Source organism: Piscinibacter sp. (genome assembly GCF_047600445.1).
Lineage (GTDB): Bacteria > Pseudomonadota > Gammaproteobacteria > Burkholderiales > Burkholderiaceae_C > Piscinibacter.
In genome coordinates, this window is record NZ_JASGKT010000002.1 from 277,961 (window position 1) to 296,155 (window position 18,195).

The window sequence follows — 18,195 nt, forward strand, 5'->3', positions numbered from 1 at the left end:
CGAGCATGCCCGTCAACCTGAGCGCGCCGGACCCGGCGGATCTGCACCCCGTGGCCGGCGTGGCGCTCGGCACCGCGATGGCCGGCGTGCGCAAGGCCGGCCGCCGCGACGTCCTGGTCGTCACGCTCGCCGAGGGCAGCGCGGTGGCCGGCGTGTTCACGCAGAACCGCTTCTGCGCCGCGCCGGTGCAGGTGTGCCGCGAGCACCTCGCCGCGGGCACCGGCATACGCGCCATCGTCGTCAACACCGGCAATGCGAACGCCGGCACCGGCGCCGACGGCCTGGCGCGCGCGCGTGCCACCTGCGCGGCGCTGGCGCGGCGGCTCGGCGTGAAGGGCGAGCAGGTGCTGCCGTTTTCCACCGGCGTGATCATGGAGACGCTGCCGCACGAGCGCATCGAGGCGGCGCTGCCCGCCGCGCTGGCGGATGCCAAGGCGGACAACTGGGCGCTGGCCGCCGAGGCGATCATGACCACCGACACGCTGCCGAAGGCGGCGTCGCGCCAGCTCACGATCGGCGGCCGGACGGTGACGGTCACCGGCATCGGCAAGGGCGCCGGCATGATCCGGCCCAACATGGCGACCATGCTGGGCTTCGTCGCCACCGACGCGGTGATCGCGCCCGAACTGCTGCAGCCTTTGGTGAGGGAGGCCGCCGAGGCCTCGTTCAACCGCATCACGATCGACGGCGACACCTCGACCAACGATTCCTTCGTGCTGATCGCCACGCAGTGCGCCGGCCATGCGGCGATCACCGCGCTCGATTCGGCCGAGGGCCGGGCCTTGCGCGAGGCGCTGATCGCCGTGTCGCAGCAACTCGCGCAGGCCATCGTGCGCGACGGCGAGGGCGCGACCAAGTTCATCACGGTTTGCATCGAAGGCGGCCGCGACGAAGCCGAGTGCCGCCAGGCCGCCTACGCGATCGCGCATTCGCCGCTGGTCAAGACGGCCTTCTTCGCCAGCGACCCCAACCTCGGCCGCATCCTCGCGGCGGTGGGCTACGCCGGCATCGCCGACCTCGACCAGTCGCTGATCGACCTGCACCTCGACGACGTGCACGTGGTGCAGCGCGGCGGCCGCCGACCCGAGTACCGCGAGGAAGACGGCGCGCGCGTGATGAAGCAGCCCGAGATCACCGTGCGCGTGAACCTGAACCGCGGCGGCGCGCAGGCCACGGTGTGGACCTGCGACTTCAGCTACGACTACGTGAAGATCAACGCCGACTACCGCAGTTGAGGCCCCGCGCGGCGAGCAGCCAGCCCGCCGCGCCCGCGGCCACGAGGTGCTTGAGCGTGTGGCCGCTGACAACAGCGAGCTGCTCGAACACCGCGTGGTCGGCCAGTTCCAGCCCCTTGGCGAGCGCGTAGCCCAGCAGCACGCCCCACCAGGCCGCATCCGGCGCGGCCGACACGAAGCGCTTCGGCGCGCGCAGCAGCAGCGCCGCCGGCACCAGCAGCATCGGCAGGAACTGCACGAACAGATAGGCGCGCAGATCGCCGCGGCCCAGGCGTTCGCCGCCCCACCACAGCGCCACCGAGGCGCTGGCCGCGAGCAGCGCCGTGGCCAGCACGGCCGGCGAGCCCCAGCGCGCGTCCAGGCGCTCGGCCAGGAAGGCGCACGTCAGCGCCGCGCAGGCCCAGGCGATCGGCAGGCGGTCGAAGACCAGCGAGGTGTTGTCCGGCGCCCAGTGGTACAGCGACGAGCCGGCCGCGGTGGCCACCAGCGCCCAGGCAAAAGCGCGCCAGGCGAGCGAAGACGCGCTGCGCGGCAGCGCGCGGCCCGCCCACAGCGCCCAGCAGCCGAGCAGCGCGAAGGGCAGGTTGCTGAGCACGTCGGTGGCATGCGGAATCGCGAGCCAGGCGCGCTGGTCGGCAAAGTGGTGGTAGGCGTCCCATTGCGGGATCGGGCCGTGCAGCGCGAGGCCGAGTGCGAGCAGCGCGGCGAGAAGCGGGAGGACGAAGCTCATGCGGCGCATGCTGCGGCCGCACGCGGCGCCGTGGCAAGGCCGGTGCGGTTGCGGCCGAGCCGGCGCGCCGCGCGGTATCGTCCGGCGCCACCCTCCTCGTGTTCCGCCCCCCATGTTTGCCGCGTTGCGCCGCACAGGCGCGCTGCTAGCATCCGGACCACTCATGACGCAATGGCTGCCCAGGTTCACGTCGAGGCTGGCCGGGCTGCTGCCGCGCGACGACCTGCTGCGCCAGGCTGCCTACCGGCGGCTGTGGAGCTCGATCCTGATCAGCTCCTTCGGCGGCCAGGTCACCATGCTCGCGCTGCCGCTGACGGCCGCGCTGCTGCTGCACGCCTCGCCGACGCAGATGGGCCTGCTGACCGCGATGGAGATCGCGCCCTTCGTGCTGTTCTCGCTGCCCTGCGGCGTGTGGCTCGACCGCGTGCGCAAGCTGCCCGTCTACGTGGTCGGCGAGAGCGCGCTGGCCTTCGTCGTCGCCAGCGTGCCGCTGGCCTGGTGGCTGGGCTGGCTGGCGATGCCGTGGCTGTACGTGGTCGGCTTCGTGATCGGCAGCGTCTACACCATCGCCGGCTCGGCGGCGCAGATCGTGCTGACGCAGGTGGTGCCGCGCGAGCGGCTGGTGGAGGCGCACGCCAAGAACGCGCTGGCCAGCTCGGGCGCCGAGGTGGCCGGGCCGGGCTTCGCCGGCGTGCTGATCCGGCTCGTCGGCGCGCCGCTGGCGCTGCTGGTCGATGCGGCGATGCTGCTCGCCTCGGCGGCCATCCTGCGCGGCATCGTGGTCGACGAGCGCCGCGAGCCGTGCGCCGACGCGCACTTCTGGCGCGACCTGCGCGCCGGCGTGCGCTTCGTGCGCGGCCAGCGCCTGCTGGTGGCGCTGGCCTGCGCGGTGGGCGTGTGGCAGATGTGCCACCACGCGGCGCTGGTGGTGCAGATCCTGTTCGCGGCGCGCACGCTGGGCCTGTCCGAGCAGGCCATCGGGCTGAGCTACACCGGCATGGGCGTGGGCACGGTGCTGGGCAGCGTGTGGGGCGGCCGCATCAGCCGGCGCATCGGCCCGGGCCGCTGCCTGACGCTCGGCTTCGCGCTGTGCGGCGTGGGCTGGGGCCTGCTCGCGCTGGCGCCGGCCGGCCGCCTGGGCAGCGCCGCCTTCGCGCTGATGCTGCTGATGTTCGGCGCCGGCGCGGTGCTGGTGTTCATCAACTTCCTGGCGCTGCGCCAGGCGGTGACGCCCGAGCCGCTGCTGGGCCGCATGACCAGCACGATGCGCTGGCTGATCCTGATCCCCGCCGGCCCGGGCGCGCTGCTCGGCGGCTGGCTGGGCGAGCAGTTCGGGCTGCGCGCCTCGCTGGGTTTCGCCGGCGCGACAGCGCTGCTGCTCGCGCTGGTGGCCTCGCGGGTGGCGGTGATCCGCGATCTGCGCGATCTGCCAGTGCCGGAGTGAAGGCTCAACCGCGCACCGTGTCGCCGGGCGAGTGAGGGCATTGGGCTGCTGGATCGCGCGCGACTATCACCTCCGAGTGATTTTGTGTGCCTGCACTACAAAGGTTTGTAGGCTAGGGTTTGAGGGATGGTGACTGCCGGCTGAGTGCAGGCAGAGTCAATCTGTCGCCTTCGGGAGTTACATCGAAGCGGCGTTGATTTGGCGGGGGGCCATCACGTGAGCAGCGCACTGTTCCGCGAGGAAGTCATCCAGGCGCACCGGGCGCAGTATCTCGGCGCCATCCGCTTGGGACGCAGTCCAAGTTTTACCCTGATGGCGTGCATTGCGGTGATGTTGGCGGGTGTGCTTGTTGCCTTTGCCGCGTGGGGACAAGTTACGCGCAAGACGGCCGTTCCAGGGCTACTCGTGCCAACGCTTGGGGCGCTTGACGTTAACGTGATCGCGCCCGGCGTGCTGGCCGAGCTTCGTGTGCGTGAAGGTCAGCGTGTTGCAGCGGGTGATGTGCTCTTCGTTCTCAGCACCGATCACGCCACGATGCATGGCGCTACTGCTGCGCTGGTCGCTGCGACGGTGCAGCAGCGCCTCGCCGCGCTGGAATCGGAGCGTGTCGCGCGCGATCTCCAGGCGAGACAGCGTCGTCAAGCATTGACGGATCGAATTCGAGGATCGGATGTCGAGCGGATGCGCGCCGAGCAAGAAGCCGAGATTACACAACGGCGAGCGGCGTTAGCTCAGCGCAGTGTCGAGCGACTTCAGCAATTGGCGCAGGAGGGCTTCGTCTCCGAGGCCCAAGTAAACGTCAAGCAGGATGAGTGGATGGGCCTGCAGGCGCGTGCGGAGTCTGCAAGACGCGTTGCTGCTGCGTTGCACCGAGACCAGCAGTCGATGCGTGCGGAACTCGCTGACGCAGAAAGCCAATGGGCCGCGGAGGGTGCCCAATTGGAGAGAACTTCCGTCGCACTACGCCAAGAGGCAATCGAGAACGATTCGCGCAAGTCGATCGCAGTCGTGGCTCCCGCTGCGGGAGTTGTTACGACGGTGCACTTGCCTCTTGGTGCTGCCGTGCAGGCGGGCCAGACATTGGCAACACTCTTGCCATCTGGCTCGGTGCATGAGTCGACAGTTCTGGAGGCGCAGCTATATGCGCCGAGTCGCACTGCTGGCTTCATCCGGCCGGGGCAGGAAGTGCATCTTCGTCTCGCGGCATTTCCATATCAGAAGTTTGGCATGATTCTCGGGATCGTAACGAGAATTGGGCAAACACCTATCAATCCGAAAGACTTACCCACAGGACAAGCACAAGCGCTGCTCATCGCAGCCGGAAGCCAAGAGCCGATGTACAGGATTGTCGTGAAGCTCGCTTCGCAGACGATGGATGCTTATGGAGAACGAATTGCATTTCGGCCCGGCATGACGCTAGAAGGAAGCGTAATAAGTGATCGGAGAGCTATTTGGGAGTGGGTATTCAGTCCAATCATGAGTCTTATTGAGCCCAAGCGCGCCCAGTAGAAAAAAACGAGGTGAACTCGACTATCAATCGAGCCTCCCGTTGAGCGTTGGTGTTGCCGCAAAGTAGCGACACGAATACGAGCTCTATGCTCATAGGAGTGAAAATGAGAGAGTTGTTTTCTAGTGAGATCACCGGTGTGAGCGGTGGATTAATTGGAAGTCCAGATGTTAGCCAATTGGGAGTAGGGTCAGCAATTCGAGTTGGATTAATAACAAATGCAATTTATGATATTGCAAAGAATGTAGTGACTTATACGCCACCTCCTGCATCTAGCAATACCAGTGGTTTTGGTGTGGTAGGGCCAGGTAGTAGCTCCAATACCAACGTTAGCAGCGTCGATGCGGTGAATGGGGCAGACAAGCAGTCCGATACCTACTCAGGTCTTTAGACGCAATCGAGCCGGTCATTAGAAATTCTGTCCGGCTCAAACTTCAGAGGAGCTTGCGGCCGTATAAACATGGGTAGCAGATCGACAATAAGACATCTAGTGAAGCACGCCCTTGGGGTGGCTATATCACCTTCGCCGGGCATTGAACTTCTTCGACCGGCGGCTATTGGTGTTGCTTTGGCGGTGTTTTGCTTTGTTGTGTGGACTCTTGTCAGGATCGCACTCATAGCAGCTGGGCTATGTGTCTCAAGTGTGGCGATCGGGCAGGATGCTACGACACTAGAGATATTTTTCGATCTAATTGGGTCGATTATTATCGCTCCGGTGCTTGAATCTGTTGTGATCTTGTTGATGCTTGGTAAAAATCCAAATCAAGAATACTCTATTAGGTGTGCAGCTATTTGTTTTTTTCTTACTCTGATTCATGTGCCGTTTAGAGATTGCTTTGACTCAGTGCTACCAATATTTATCGCATTTTCCTTCTATGTGACGTACGCAGTTAAGCGATCTCGAATAACCATCAGGAGAAATGTTCTGATGGAAATTTCTGTGATGCATGCAATCTACAATGCAAATTCTTTGTTGATCTCTGTTTTCATTAAAATATTGGAGTAATTGAATGATTAATCCACTTCTTCAATCTGCTATTGGAGAATGTGGGGTGATATGTTTGGCGATGATTGCGCAGTTTCATGGAAGGTTGTCGCTAATAGATGAAATTCGACGTAATGGTCTTATAAGTCAAAAGGGTGGAGGTCTTCCGCATCTGATAGGACTTAGTGCGCGCTTTGGATTTACTGCGCGACCAGTCCGCCTTGAACTATATGAGCTCATAGAACTTCAACTTCCCTGTATTCTCCATTGGGATCTCAACCATTTCGTTGTCCTTACGAAGACCAATAGCCGCCACGCCACCATCCTCGACCCCGCCGTCGGCGAGCGGCGCATGCGTCTCGAAGAGGTCTCCCGCCACTTCACCGGTGTGGCGCTGGAGCTGACGCCCAACGCCGAGTTCCGGCCGCAGTCCGGGGCGTCGCGTCTTCGCCTGTCCCAACTCACGGGTAAGGTGCGCGGGCTTCCGTCGAGCCTGCTGCAGATCTTCGCGGTCGCTGCCGCGCTGCAACTGTTCGCGCTCGTCGCTCCGCTCTTCAGTCAGCTCGTGGTCGATGAAGTCATCACTTCGGGAGACCACGACATGCTCACCGTGCTCGTGCTCGGCTTCGGGTTGCTGCTCGTGGTGCAGACCTCCCTGGGCCTTGCGCGTTCCTGGATGGTGATGGTGCTGGGCCAGAGTCTTTCGCTGCAATGGGCGGGGAACGTCTTCGCCCACTTGCTGCGTTTGCCTGTCGACTACTTCGAGCAGCGCCACCTCGGTGACATCGTCTCGCGCTTCGGGTCGATTGGTGCTATTCAGCGCACGCTCACCACGGCCGCCATCGAGGCCGTGCTCGATGGCGTGCTCGCCGTCGCAGCGCTGATCATGATGCTCGTCTACTCGCCGACGTTGACGGGCGTCGTCATTGGCGCCGTCGCTGCCTATGGTTTGTTGCGATGGGCCGCCTATCGACCGCTTCGCGATGCATCGGCGGAACGGCTGGTGATCGCGGCGCGAGAGAACACGCACTTCCTCGAGACCTTACGTGCCATCACGCCGCTCAAGCTGTTCAGCCGCGAAAGCGGTCGTCTTGCGCGATGGCAGAACCTGCTGGTCGATGTGCAGAATCGCGATGTCCGTACCGCCAAGCTCAACATTGCCTTTGGCACTGCCAACACTTTCATCTTCGGGCTGGAGAATCTGCTGGTGCTCTGGCTCGGCGCCAAAGCCGTCATGGCTACACAGGGAGGCGCCGGCACTGCATTCACAGTGGGGATGTTGTTTGCATTCATGGCCTACAAGGCGCAGTTCAGCAGCAGGGTATCGGCGCTGATCAACTATGTCGTCGAGTTCAGGATGCTCGGCTTGCACTCAGAGCGCCTCGCCGACATCGCGCTGACGGCGCCAGAACGCGACAATCCAAAGGCTGAGGGGTTGTCCACGCAGATTCCGCCGAACGACCTTGCACACCTTCGGCCCAGCCTGGAACTGCGCGATGTCAGCTTTCGCTACGGTGAAGGCGAACCGTGGGTGCTGCGTCATGCGAGCCTGAAAGTGGACGCCGGCGAGATCGTCGCAGTGACCGGCGCTTCGGGTTGCGGGAAGTCCACGCTGTTGAAGCTGCTGCTGGGTCTCCTGCAACCCAGCGAGGGTGAGGTTCTCTATGGTGGTATTCCCGTGCGCCAGCTAGGCTTGACCAATGTGCGCCGCCAACTCGGCACCGTGATGCAGGAGGACGTGCTACTCACCGGCAGTCTGGCCGACAACATTGCCTTCTTCGACGAACAGCCGGATCAGGCCCGGATCGAGGCTTGCGCTCGCATCGCGCAGGTCCACGAAGATATCGTGCGCATGCCGATGGGGTATCACACGCTGGTGGGCGACCTGGGGCACGGCTTGAGTGGGGGGCAGAAGCAGCGCGTCTTGCTCGCACGTGCGCTTTACAAGCAGCCTCGTGTGCTGGCACTCGACGAGGCGACAAGCCATCTCGATCTTGCCAACGAGCGGGCCGTGACCCAGGCCCTGACCCGCATGCGGCTCACGCGGCTGGTCATCGCCCATCGGCCGGAGACGATCGCCGGAGCCCAGCGCGTGGTTCTCCTCAAGGACGGTCAGATCCAGGAACTCGTCCGCCAGGTGCAGACGCCGAATGCGTCCACCATTCCCGTGCAAGTGCCAGCAGGCCTGAATTCCGCGTAGGCCAGTTTCAGTCGCGCACCGACTCGCCGGGCGAGAACCGATCCACCGCGTCGGTGATGATCCCGTCGATGCCCAGCGCCTGAAGCCGCAGCGCCTCGGCCGGGTCGTTGACCGTGTAGACCAGCGCGCGCAGGCCCGCGCCGTGCAGTTGTGCGATCAGCGCTGCGTCCATCAGCTCGTGGTGGGTCACGCAGGCCGCCACGCCGAGCGTGCGGGCGGTGTCGAACCAGCCGCTCCACAGCGTGTCGAGCAGCAGCGCGCGCGGCAGCTCGGGCGCGCTTTCCATCGCGCCTTGCAGCGCCTCGGGGCTGAACGAGCTGAGCAGCGGCGGCGCCGCCGGCGCTGCGCGGCTTTCGGCCCACAGCCGTGCGGCCTCGCGCGCCACCACGCGGCCGGTTTCCGGTTCGTGGCCGGGTGTCGGCTTGATCTCGATGTTCAGCGCGAAGCCGTTGCGCAGCACGTAGGCGGCGATCGTTTCGAGGCTGGGCAGCGGCTCGCCGGCGAAGGCGCGGCCGTGCCAGCCGCCCGCGTCGATGCGCGACAGCTCGCTCCAGAGCCGGTCGCCGGCCGTGCCTTGCTCGGGCGTGGTGCGTTGCAGCGTGGCGTCGTGCAGCAGGAAGGGGATGCCGTCGGCGCTGAGCTTCACGTCGCACTCGAAGGCGCGGTAGCCGTGCGACGCGCCGACGCGGAAGGCCGCCAGCGTGTTCTCCGGCGCCAGCTTGCCGGCGCCGCGGTGCGCGATCCACAGCGGGTAGGGCCAGTCCTGCATCGTCGCCTCGAATCGTCGTTTCAGGCGATGCGCTGCTGCGTGGCGGCGTCGAACCAGTGCAACTGCGCGGCCGGGGCCTGCAGTGCCAGCGTCTCGCCGTTGCGCGGCGCGGGCAGCGCGGCGTCGATGCGCACGGTGAAGGCCTGCGTGCCCACCAGCCCGTGCACCAGCCGCTCGGCGCCGAGCATCTCGCTGGTCTCCACCCTGAAGGGCCAGCCCGGCGCGCCGGCCGCGTCCAGCCGCGCATGCTCGGGCCGCAGGCCGACGATCAGCGCGCCGTCGCGCGGCGCGGCGGCGGGCAGCGCGAGCGCCGTGTCGCCGGCGGTGAAGCGCCGGCCTTCGGCGGCGCCGGTCAGCAGGTTCATCGGCGGCGAGCCGATGAAGCCGGCGACGAAGGTGGTGGCCGGCGTCGCGTACACCTCGGCCGGCGTGCCGATCTGCTCCATGCGGCCGGCGTTCATCACGATCATGCGCTGCGCCAGCGTCATCGCCTCCACCTGGTCGTGCGTGACGAACAGCGAGGTGACACCCAGCTCGGCGTGCAGCTTCTGGATCTGCAGCCGCGTCTGCGCGCGCAGCTTGGCGTCGAGGTTGGACAGCGGCTCGTCGAACAGGAACACCGCGGGTTCGCGCACGATGGCGCGACCCATCGCGACGCGCTGGCGCTGGCCGCCGGACAACTCGCGCGGCTTGCGCTTCAGGTAGGGCTCGAGCTGCAGGATGCCGGCCGCCTTGGCCACGCGCGCCTCGATCTCGGCGCGTGGCAGCTTGGCGATCTTCAGGCCGTAGGCCATGTTCTCGAACACCGTCATGTGCGGGTAGAGCGCGTAGTTCTGGAACACCATCGCGATGTCGCGCTCGGAGGGCTCGACGTCGTTGACCACGCGTCCGGCGATCGCGATCTCGCCCTCGCTGATTTCCTCCAGTCCGGCCACCATGCGCAGCAGCGTGCTCTTGCCGCAGCCCGAGGGCCCGACGATGACGATGAACTCGCCGTCGGCGATCTCGGCGCTGACGCCGTGGATCACCTGGTTGGCCTTAGGCCCCGCGCCGTAGCGCTTGACGACCTTGCGGATGCTGATCGCGCCCATGCTTGCCTCTTCTTCTACTTCTCGGTGTCCACCAGGCCCTTGACGAACCACTTCTGCATCAGCACCACCACCAGCGCCGGCGGCAGCATCGCCAGGATGGCGGTGGCCATGATGATGTTCCAGTCGGTGGCGGCGTCGCCGCTGGCGATCATGCGCTTGATGCCGATGACGATGGGGTACATGTCCTCGGTGGTGGTGGCCAGCAGCGGCCACAGGTACTGGTTCCAGCCGTAGATGAACTGGATCACGAACAGCGCCGCGATCGAGGTCTGCGACAGCGGCACCAGCACGTCCTTGAAGAAGCGCATCGGCCCGGCGCCGTCGATGCGCGCGGCTTCCACCAGCTCGTCCGGCACGGTCAGGAAGAACTGCCGGAACAGGAAGGTCGCGGTGGCCGAGGCGATCAGCGGCACCGTCAGGCCGGCATAGGTGTTGAGCATCGACAGGTCGGACAGCACCTTGTAGGTCGGCAGGATGCGCACCTCCACCGGCAGCATCAGCGTGACGAAGATCAGCCAGAACACCAGCTTCTTGAACGGGAAGCGGAAGTACACGATCGCGAAGGCCGACAGCAGCGAGATCGCGATCTTGCCCAGGCTGATGACCAGCGCCGTGACCAGGCTGACCCACATCATGCGGCCCACCGGCGCCGCCGAGCCCTGCGTGGAGCCGGTGCCGGTCAGCGCGCCGACGTAGTTCTCCACCATGTGGCCGCCGGGCACGATGGGCATCGGCACCTGCACGATGGCGTCGCGCGTGTGCGTGGAGGCCACGAAGGCCAGGTAGACCGGGAAGGCGACGATCACGATGCCCAGCACCAGCACCAGGTGCGAAAGCAGCGTCAGCAGCGGGCGGCGTTCGACCATGGCTAGTAGTTGACCTTCTTCTCGACGTAGCGGAACTGGATCACCGTCAGCGTCACGACGATGGCCATCAGCACCACCGACTGCGCGGCCGAGCCGCCCAGGTCCAGCGCCTTGAAGCCGTCGTGCCACACCTTGTAGACCAGGATCGCGGTGTCGCGGCCCGGCCCGCCTTCGGTGGTGGCGTGCACGATCGCGAAGGTGTCGAAGAAGGCGTAGACCACGTTGATCACCAGCAGGAAGAAGGTGGTCGGCGACAGCAGCGGGAACTGGATGGTCAGGAAGCGCCGCACCGGGCCGGCGCCGTCGATCGCGGCGGCCTCGATCAGCGCCTTCGGGATCGATTGCAGCCCGGCGAGGAAGAACAGGAAGTTGTAGGAGATCTGCTTCCACACCGCGGCCACGACGATCAGCGTCAGCGCCTGGTTCGAGTTCAGCAGGTGGTTCCAGTCGATGCCGAGGCCGCGCAGCGCGTAGGCCACGATGCCGATCGACGGCGAGAACATGAACACCCACAACACGCCGGCGACGGCCGGCGCGACCGCGTAGGGAATGATCAGGAAGGTCTTGTAGGCCAGCGCGCCGCGCACGATGCGGTCGGCGAACACCGCCAGCAGCAGCGACAGCGCGATGCCGATGCCGGCCACCAGCGCCGAGAACAGCGCGGTGACCTTGAACGACTGCAGGTAGGCCTCGTCGTCGAACAGCGCGGCGAAGTTGTCCAGCCCCACCCAGACGGTGGAGGTGCCGAAGGCGTCCTCGCTTTGCAGCGACTGCACGATGGCCTGGCTGGCCGGCCAGAAGAAGAACACCAGCACCACCGCCATCTGCGGTGCCACCAGCAGCCAGGGCAGCCAGGCCGATCGGAACAGGACGCGCTTTTCGGTCGCCACGGGCGGAACGCGGCTGGGGGCCGGTCAGGACTTGTTGGCCTTCTGGAAGCGCCCGAGCTGCTCGTTGCCCCGCTTGACGGCGTTGTCCAGCGCCTGCTTCGCGCTTTGCTTGCCGGCCCAGACCTGCTCGGTCTCCTCGTCGACGATGGTGCGGATCTGCAGGAAGTTGCCCAGGCGGATGCCGCGCGACTTGTCGGTGGTCTTGCGGATCATCTGCGTCACGGCCACGTCGGTGCCCGGGTTCTGCTTGTAGAAGCCCGACTTCTCGGTCAGCGCGTAGGCGGCCATCGTCACCGGCAGGTAGCCGGTGCGCTTGTGGCTGGCCGACTGCACCTCGGCGTTGGACAGGAAGGCGAAGAACGCCGCCACGCCCTTGTACTCGGCCGGCTTCTTGCCGCCCAGCGCCCACAGGCTGGCGCCGCCGATCACGGTGTTCTGCGGCGCGCCGGCCACGTCGGGGTAGTAGGGCAGCGGCGCGATGCCGTAGGCGAACTTGGCGTCCTTGGCGACGCGCGCGTACAGGCCCGAGGAGCCGGTCATCATCGCGCACTCGCCCGAGGGGAACGAGGCGTCGGGCGTGTTGTTGCGGCCCTTGTAGACGAACAGGCCCTGCTGCGCCATGTTGGCCAGGTTCTCGAAGTGGCGCACGTGCAGCGGCGAGTTGAAGGCCAGCCGCGTGGCGGTGCCGCCGAAGCCGTTGTTCAGCGTCGCGTACAGCGTGTTGTGCCAGGCCGAGAAGCTCTCGAGCTGCGTCCAGCTCACCCAGCTCGTGGTGAACGGGCACTTGTGGCCGCTGGCCTTGAGCTTGGCCGCGGCGGCCACCACCTCCGGCCAGGTGGCCGGCGCCTTGTTCGGGTCCAGCCCGGCGGCCTTGAAGGCGTCCTTGTTGTAATAGAAGATCGTCGTCGAGCTGTTGAACGGATAGCTCAGCATCTGGCCGTTCGGCGCGGTGTAGTAGCCGACCACGGCAGAGATGTAGTCCTTGGGGTCGAACTTGGCGCCGGCTTCCTTCATCACCTCGCCGACCGGCTTGATCACGCCCTTGCTGGCCATCATCGTCGCGGTGCCGACCTCGAACACCTGCAGGATGTGCGGCGCGTTGCCGGCGCGGAAGGCCGCGACGCCGGCCGTCAGCGTCTCGTCGTACTGGCCCTTGTAGGTCGGCACGACCTTGTACTGGCTCTGGCTGGCGTTGAACTGCTTGGTCAGGTCGTTGGCCCAGTCGCCGAGCGGGCCGCTCATCGCGTGCCACCACTGGATTTCGGTCTGGGCCTGGGCGGAAAGCGCGGTCGCGGCGAGCGCGACGGCGGACAAGACGGTGCGGACGATCCTCATGACATCTCCGTGTGGGTTTCGTGACGGCCTCGCGGGCCAGCCGAGCAGTGTGGGTGCCGTTTGTGACAGCCGTGTGGGGGCGCCGCATGCTACGCCGCGCCGCGCGCGCGGCAGCCCCGGTGAATCCCGGGGAGATGCCGCCCTGCGCTACGATTGCCCTCCGAGCGCTATGCGGGGGCGGCGCGAGCCCCCGTCCTTCATGAACGCACCCGTTTCCCTGACCCACATGGCCGCCGTCGCCCACGCTGGCAGCGCGGCCGGCGGGGCCGCAGCGCGCCTGCGCGAGATTCCTTACAACTACACCTCGTTCTCCGACCGCGAGATCGTCATCCGCCTGCTCGGCGCGCGCGCCTGGGAGGTGCTGAACCGCCTGCGCGAGGAGCGCCGCACCGGCCGCTCGGCGCGCATGCTGTACGAGGTGCTGGGCGATATCTGGGTGGTACAGCGCAACCCGTACCTGCAAGACGACCTGCTCGACAACCCGAAGCGCCGCGCCGCGCTGATCGAGGCGCTGCACCACCGGCTGCGCGCCATCGAGGCGCGCCGCTCGCCGGCCGACGACGGCGAGCGCGACGCCGCCGTCGGCGAACTGCTGGAAGCGGCGCGCGCGGCGGTGCAGCGCTTCGAGCGCCAGTTCGACCAGATGGCCGAGCTGCGCCGCCGCGTGACGAAGGTGCTGGGCCGCGTCACGGCCAGGGACAACGTCAAGTTCGATGGCCTGTCGCGCGTGGCGCACGTGACCGACGCCACCGACTGGCGCGTCGAATACCCCTTCGTCGTGCTGACGCCCGACACCGAGGCCGAGATGGCCGCGCTGGTCAAGGGCTGCATCGAGCTGGGGCTGACCATCATCCCGCGTGGCGGCGGCACCGGCTACACCGGCGGCGCGGTGCCGCTGGCCTGGAACAGCGCCGTCATCAACACCGAGAAGCTCGAGGCGATGAGCGAGGTCGAGCGCGTGTCGCTGCCCGGCGTCGCCGAGCCGGTGGCCACGGTGTGGACCGAGGCCGGCGTGGTCACGCAGCGCGTGGCCGACGCGGCCGAGCGCGCCGGCTTCGTCTTCGCGGTCGACCCGACCTCGGCCGAGGCTTCGTGCATCGGCGGCAACATCGCGATGAACGCCGGCGGCAAGAAGGCGGTGCTGTGGGGCACGGCGCTGGACAACCTCGCCTCCTGGCGCATGGTGACGCCGCAGGCGCAGTGGCTGGAAGTGGTGCGGCTGAACCACAACCTCGGCAAGATCCACGACGTGGAGCTGGCCAGCTTCGAGCTGCGCACCTTCGCGGCCGACGGCAAGACGCTGCTGTCCACCGAGCGGCTCGACATCCCCGGCCGCGTGTTCCGCAAGGAAGGGCTGGGCAAGGACGTCACCGACAAGTTCCTCGCCGGCCTGCCCGGCGTGCAGAAGGAGGGCTGCGACGGCCTGATCACCTCGGCGCGCTGGATCGTGCACCGCATGCCGGCGCACACGCGCACGGTGTGCCTGGAGTTCTTCGGCCACGCGCGCGACGCGGTGCCGTCGATCGTCGAGATCAAGGACTTCATGTTCGCCGAGGCCAAGGCCGGCGGCGCGATCCTGGCCGGCCTGGAGCACCTCGACGACCGCTACCTGAAGGCGGTGGGCTACGCCACCAAGAGCAAGCGCGGCGGCCTGCCCAAGATGGTGCTGATCGGCGACATCGCCGGCGACGACGCCGACGCGGTGGCGCGCGCCGCCAGCGAGGTGGTGCGCATCGCCAACAGCCGCGCCGGCGAGGGTTTCGTGGCCGCCAGCGCCGACGCGCGCAAGAAGTTCTGGCTGGACCGCAAGCGCACCGCCGCGATCAGCCGCCACACCAACGCCTTCAAGATCAACGAAGACGTGGTGATCCCGCTGCCGCGCATGGCGGAGTACACCGACGGCATCGAGCGCATCAACATCGAGCTGAGCCTGCGCAACAAGATCGCCACCGCCGACGCGCTGGAGGCCTTCTTCCTGGAAGGCAACCTGCCGCTGGGCAAGGGCGACGACGCGGGCGAGATCGCCTCGGCCGAGCTGCTCGAAGACCGCGTGCAGCGCGCGCTGGGCGTGCTGCGCGAGGTGCGCGGCCGCTGGCGGCAGTGGATGGCCAACCTCGACGTGGCGCAGCCCGCCGAGGCGGGCGGAAGCGGCCGCACCGTCTTCTCCGACCTGCAGGACCGCACGCTGCGCGCCACCTGGAAGGCGCAGATCCGCAGCCCCCTGCAGCAGATCTTCGCCGGCGCGGCGTTCGAGCCCATCCTCGCCGAGTGCCAGCGCATCCACGACCGCGTGCTCAAGGGCCGCGTCTGGGTGGCGCTGCACATGCACGCCGGCGACGGCAACGTGCACACCAACATCCCGGTCAACAGCGACAACTACGAGATGCTGCAGACCGCGCACGAGGCGGTGGCCCGCATCATGGCGCTGGCGCGGCGCCTGGGCGGCGTGATCTCGGGCGAGCACGGCATCGGCATCACCAAGCTGGAGTTCCTCTCCGACGACGAGCTGGCCGGCTTCGCCGACTACAAGCGCCGCGTCGACCCCGAGGGGCGCTTCAACAAGGGCAAGCTGCTGCGCGGCGACCCGGCCATCCCGGCCGACCTGACCAACGCCTACACGCCCAGCTTCGGGCTGATGGGGCACGAGTCGCTGATCATGCAGCAAAGCGACATCGGCCAGATCGCCGATTCGGTCAAGGACTGCCTGCGCTGCGGCAAGTGCAAGCCGGTGTGCGCCACGCACGTGCCGCGCGCCAACCTGCTGTACAGCCCGCGCAACAAGATCCTCGCGACCTCGCTGCTGGTCGAGGCCTTCCTCTACGAGGAGCAGACGCGCCGCGGCATCAGCATCAAGCACTGGCAGGAGTTCGAGGACGTGGCCGACCACTGCACCGTCTGCCACAAGTGCCTGTCGCCCTGCCCGGTGAAGATCGACTTCGGCGACGTGTCGATGAACATGCGCAACCTGCTGCGCAAGATGGGCCAGAAGAGCTGGCGGCCCGGCAACGCGGCGGCGATGTTCTTCCTCAACGCGACGCGGCCCGAGACCATCAAGCTGATGCGCGGCGCGATGGTGGGCGTGGGCTTCAAGGCGCAGCGCCTGGCGAACCAGTTGCTGCGCGGCCTGGCGAAGCGGCAGACCGCCGCGCCGCCGGCCACGGTGGGCCCGGCGCCGGTGAAAGAGCAGGTGATCCACTTCATCAACAAGAAGATGCCCGGCAAGCTGCCCAAGCGCACGGCGCGCGCGCTGCTGGACATCGAGGACAAGGCCTACGTGCCGATCATCCGCGACCCGAAGACCACCAGCGCCGACACCGAGGCGGTGTTCTATTTCCCCGGCTGCGGCTCGGAGCGGCTGTTCTCGCAGGTGGGCCTGGCCACGCAGGCGATGCTGTGGCACGCCGGCGTGCAGACGGTGCTGCCGCCCGGCTACCTGTGCTGCGGCTACCCGCAGCGCGGCAGCGGGCAGTTCGACAAGGCCGAGAAGATGATCACCGACAACCGGGTGCTCTTCCACCGCGTCGCCAACACGCTGAACTACCTCGACATCAAGACCGTGGTGGTGAGCTGCGGCACCTGCTACGACCAGTTGCAGGGCTACAAGTTCGAGGACATCTTCCCCGGCTGCCGCATCGTCGACATCCACGAGTACCTGCTCGAGAAGGGCATCGCGCTGGAGGCTGGGCAGGGCCTGGGCGGCTACCTGTACCACGACCCCTGCCACACGCCGATGAAGCAGCGCGACCCGATGAAGACGGTCAAGGCGCTGGTGGGCGAGAACGTGCGCAAGAGCGAGCGCTGCTGCGGCGAGAGCGGCACGCTGGGCGTGACGCGGCCCGACATCTCGACGCAGGTGCGCTTCCGCAAGACCGAGGAGCTGCGCCGCGACGAGGTCGCGCTGCGCGCCACCGGCGCGGTGGCGGCCGAGGGCCCGGTGAAGATCCTCACGTCCTGCCCGAGCTGCCTGCAGGGGCTGAACCGCTACGTCGACGACCTCGACAACGGCCTGCTCGAAGCCGACTACATCGTCGTCGAGATGGCCAGCCGCATCCTCGGCGCCGACTGGCTGCCCGACTACGTGGCACGCGCCAACGACGGCGGGATCGAGCGCGTGCTGGTGTAGGGGAAGTCGAAGCTCACTGCTCCGCCGAGAGGTTGCGCTCCTTGATGAGCGCGTGCCAGAAGGCGGTTTCCTTCTGGATGAACGAGGCCAGCGCCGGCCCGTCGCCGGGCAGCACTTCGAGGCCGAAGTCCTCCAGCTTGGCCTTGATCTCGGGCGTGGTGATGGCCTTGTTCATCTCGGTGCTCAGGCGCGTCACGATCTCCGCCGGCGTGCCCTTGGGCACGAACAGGCCCTGCCAGGCGGTGACCTCGAAGTCCTTGACGCCCAGCTCGTCGAGCGTCGGCACGTCGGGCAGCGCGGCGATGCGCTTCTTCGACATCACCGCCAGCGCCTTGACCTTGCCGGAGCGGATCTGCGGCAGGCCGGCGGCGGTGTCGAGCACCATCATCGGCACCTGGCCGGCGATCACGTCCTGCACCGCCATCGCCGTGCCGCGGTAGGGCACGTGCACGACGAAGGTCTGCGTGCGGCTCTTCAGCAGCTCCATCGCCAGGTGGTGCGGGCTGCCGATGCCGGGCGAGGCGTAGGTGTACTTGCCGGGGCTCTTCTTCAGCGCGTCGAGCCACTGCCGGCCGTCGGTGAAGCCGGCCGACGGATTGACCGCGACGATCAGCGGAAAGCGCGCCATGAAGCCGGCCGCCGCGAAGTCGGACGGCGTGTACGGGATCTTCTTGTACATCGCCTCGTGGAACACCATCGCGCCGTTGTCGCCGGTGAGGATGGTGTAGCCGTCGGGCGGCGACTTGGCGGCGTTGTCGGTGCCGATGATGCCGGCCGCGCCGGGGCGGTTGTCGATGATGATGTTCTGGCCGAGCTGCTTGGCGAGCTGCGGCGCGAGCTGGCGCGCGAGGAAGTCCGAGCCGCCGCCGGCCGGGTAGGCCACCACCCAGCGGATCGGCTTGGCGGGCCAGGTCTGGGCCTGGGCGCCGAAGGGGAGCAGGGCGGCGGCGGCGAGCGCCAGGACGGTGCGACGGGACAGGGCTCGAAGAATCATTGACGGATGGTAAAGCGTGGCGGAGC

The 18,195-nt window shown here is 67.0% G+C and carries 13 protein-coding genes; 6 read left to right on the forward strand and 7 right to left on the reverse strand.

Annotation, left to right across the window (positions count from 1 at the left end; all coding sequences use genetic code 11):
• The first annotated feature begins 5 nt into the window (after positions 1-5).
• Positions 6-1,235 (forward strand): bifunctional glutamate N-acetyltransferase/amino-acid acetyltransferase ArgJ, encoded by a 1,230-nt coding sequence (gene argJ / locus QM792_RS05345; RefSeq protein WP_415148255.1) that lies wholly within the window; start codon positions 6-8, stop codon positions 1,233-1,235.
• Here argJ and QM792_RS05350 read toward each other — a convergent pair.
• Positions 1,213-1,965: a hypothetical protein gene (locus QM792_RS05350; protein ID WP_415148257.1), complete on the reverse strand. Its 753-nt coding sequence runs from the start codon at positions 1,963-1,965 to the stop codon at positions 1,213-1,215. The genes argJ and QM792_RS05350 overlap by 23 nt on opposite strands.
• Before the next feature lie 163 nt (positions 1,966-2,128).
• On the opposite strand from QM792_RS05350, the gene QM792_RS05355 reads away from it, so the two are divergent.
• From QM792_RS05355 to QM792_RS05370, 4 genes are all read left to right on the forward strand, one after another.
• A complete protein-coding gene (locus QM792_RS05355; RefSeq protein WP_415148258.1) occupies positions 2,129-3,409 on the forward strand; it encodes an MFS transporter in 1,281 nt (426 codons plus the stop codon).
• Between the two features lie 216 nt (positions 3,410-3,625).
• Entirely contained in the window at positions 3,626-4,918 is a 1,293-nt protein-coding gene (locus tag QM792_RS05360; RefSeq protein ID WP_415148260.1) for an HlyD family secretion protein, read from the forward strand.
• A 488-nt stretch (positions 4,919-5,406) separates the two neighbouring features.
• On the forward strand, positions 5,407-5,922 hold the full coding sequence (locus QM792_RS05365) for a hypothetical protein (RefSeq protein WP_415148262.1): 516 nt from the start codon (positions 5,407-5,409) through the stop codon (positions 5,920-5,922).
• A 4-nt stretch (positions 5,923-5,926) separates the two neighbouring features.
• Complete coding sequence (locus QM792_RS05370) at positions 5,927-8,101, forward strand: peptidase domain-containing ABC transporter (protein WP_415148264.1); 2,175 nt, start codon at positions 5,927-5,929, stop codon at positions 8,099-8,101.
• A 7-nt stretch (positions 8,102-8,108) separates the two neighbouring features.
• On the opposite strand, the gene ugpQ is transcribed toward QM792_RS05370, so the two are convergent.
• The 5 genes from ugpQ to ugpB are packed head-to-tail and all read right to left on the reverse strand — an operon-like array spanning position 8,109 to position 13,052.
• Positions 8,109-8,870 carry a glycerophosphodiester phosphodiesterase gene (gene ugpQ, locus QM792_RS05375; protein ID WP_415148265.1) on the reverse strand — a complete coding sequence of 254 codons (762 nt, stop codon included), beginning with the start codon at positions 8,868-8,870 and terminating at the stop codon, positions 8,109-8,111.
• Positions 8,871-8,890: 20 nt separating this feature from the next.
• Entirely contained in the window at positions 8,891-9,961 is a 1,071-nt protein-coding gene (locus QM792_RS05380) for a sn-glycerol-3-phosphate import ATP-binding protein UgpC (protein ID WP_415148267.1), read from the reverse strand.
• Between the two features lie 14 nt (positions 9,962-9,975).
• Positions 9,976-10,827, reverse strand: coding sequence for a sn-glycerol-3-phosphate ABC transporter permease UgpE (gene ugpE / locus QM792_RS05385; protein ID WP_415148269.1), 852 nt, complete (start codon positions 10,825-10,827; stop codon positions 9,976-9,978).
• Positions 10,828-10,829: 2 nt separating this feature from the next.
• On the reverse strand, positions 10,830-11,717 hold the full coding sequence (gene ugpA / locus QM792_RS05390; protein ID WP_415148270.1) for a sn-glycerol-3-phosphate ABC transporter permease UgpA: 888 nt from the start codon (positions 11,715-11,717) through the stop codon (positions 10,830-10,832).
• A gap of 24 nt (positions 11,718-11,741) precedes the next feature.
• On the reverse strand, positions 11,742-13,052 hold the full coding sequence (ugpB, locus tag QM792_RS05395) for a sn-glycerol-3-phosphate ABC transporter substrate-binding protein UgpB (protein ID WP_415148272.1): 1,311 nt from the start codon (positions 13,050-13,052) through the stop codon (positions 11,742-11,744).
• A gap of 199 nt (positions 13,053-13,251) precedes the next feature.
• On the opposite strand from ugpB, the gene QM792_RS05400 reads away from it, so the two are divergent.
• Positions 13,252-17,175 carry a DUF3683 domain-containing protein gene (locus tag QM792_RS05400; protein ID WP_415148274.1) on the forward strand — a complete coding sequence of 1,308 codons (3,924 nt, stop codon included), beginning with the start codon at positions 13,252-13,254 and terminating at the stop codon, positions 17,173-17,175.
• A 13-nt stretch (positions 17,176-17,188) separates the two neighbouring features.
• Here QM792_RS05400 and QM792_RS05405 read toward each other — a convergent pair whose 3' ends face one another.
• A complete protein-coding gene (locus tag QM792_RS05405; RefSeq protein ID WP_415148275.1) occupies positions 17,189-18,169 on the reverse strand; it encodes a Bug family tripartite tricarboxylate transporter substrate binding protein in 981 nt (326 codons plus the stop codon).
• Positions 18,170-18,195 lie beyond the last annotated feature (26 nt).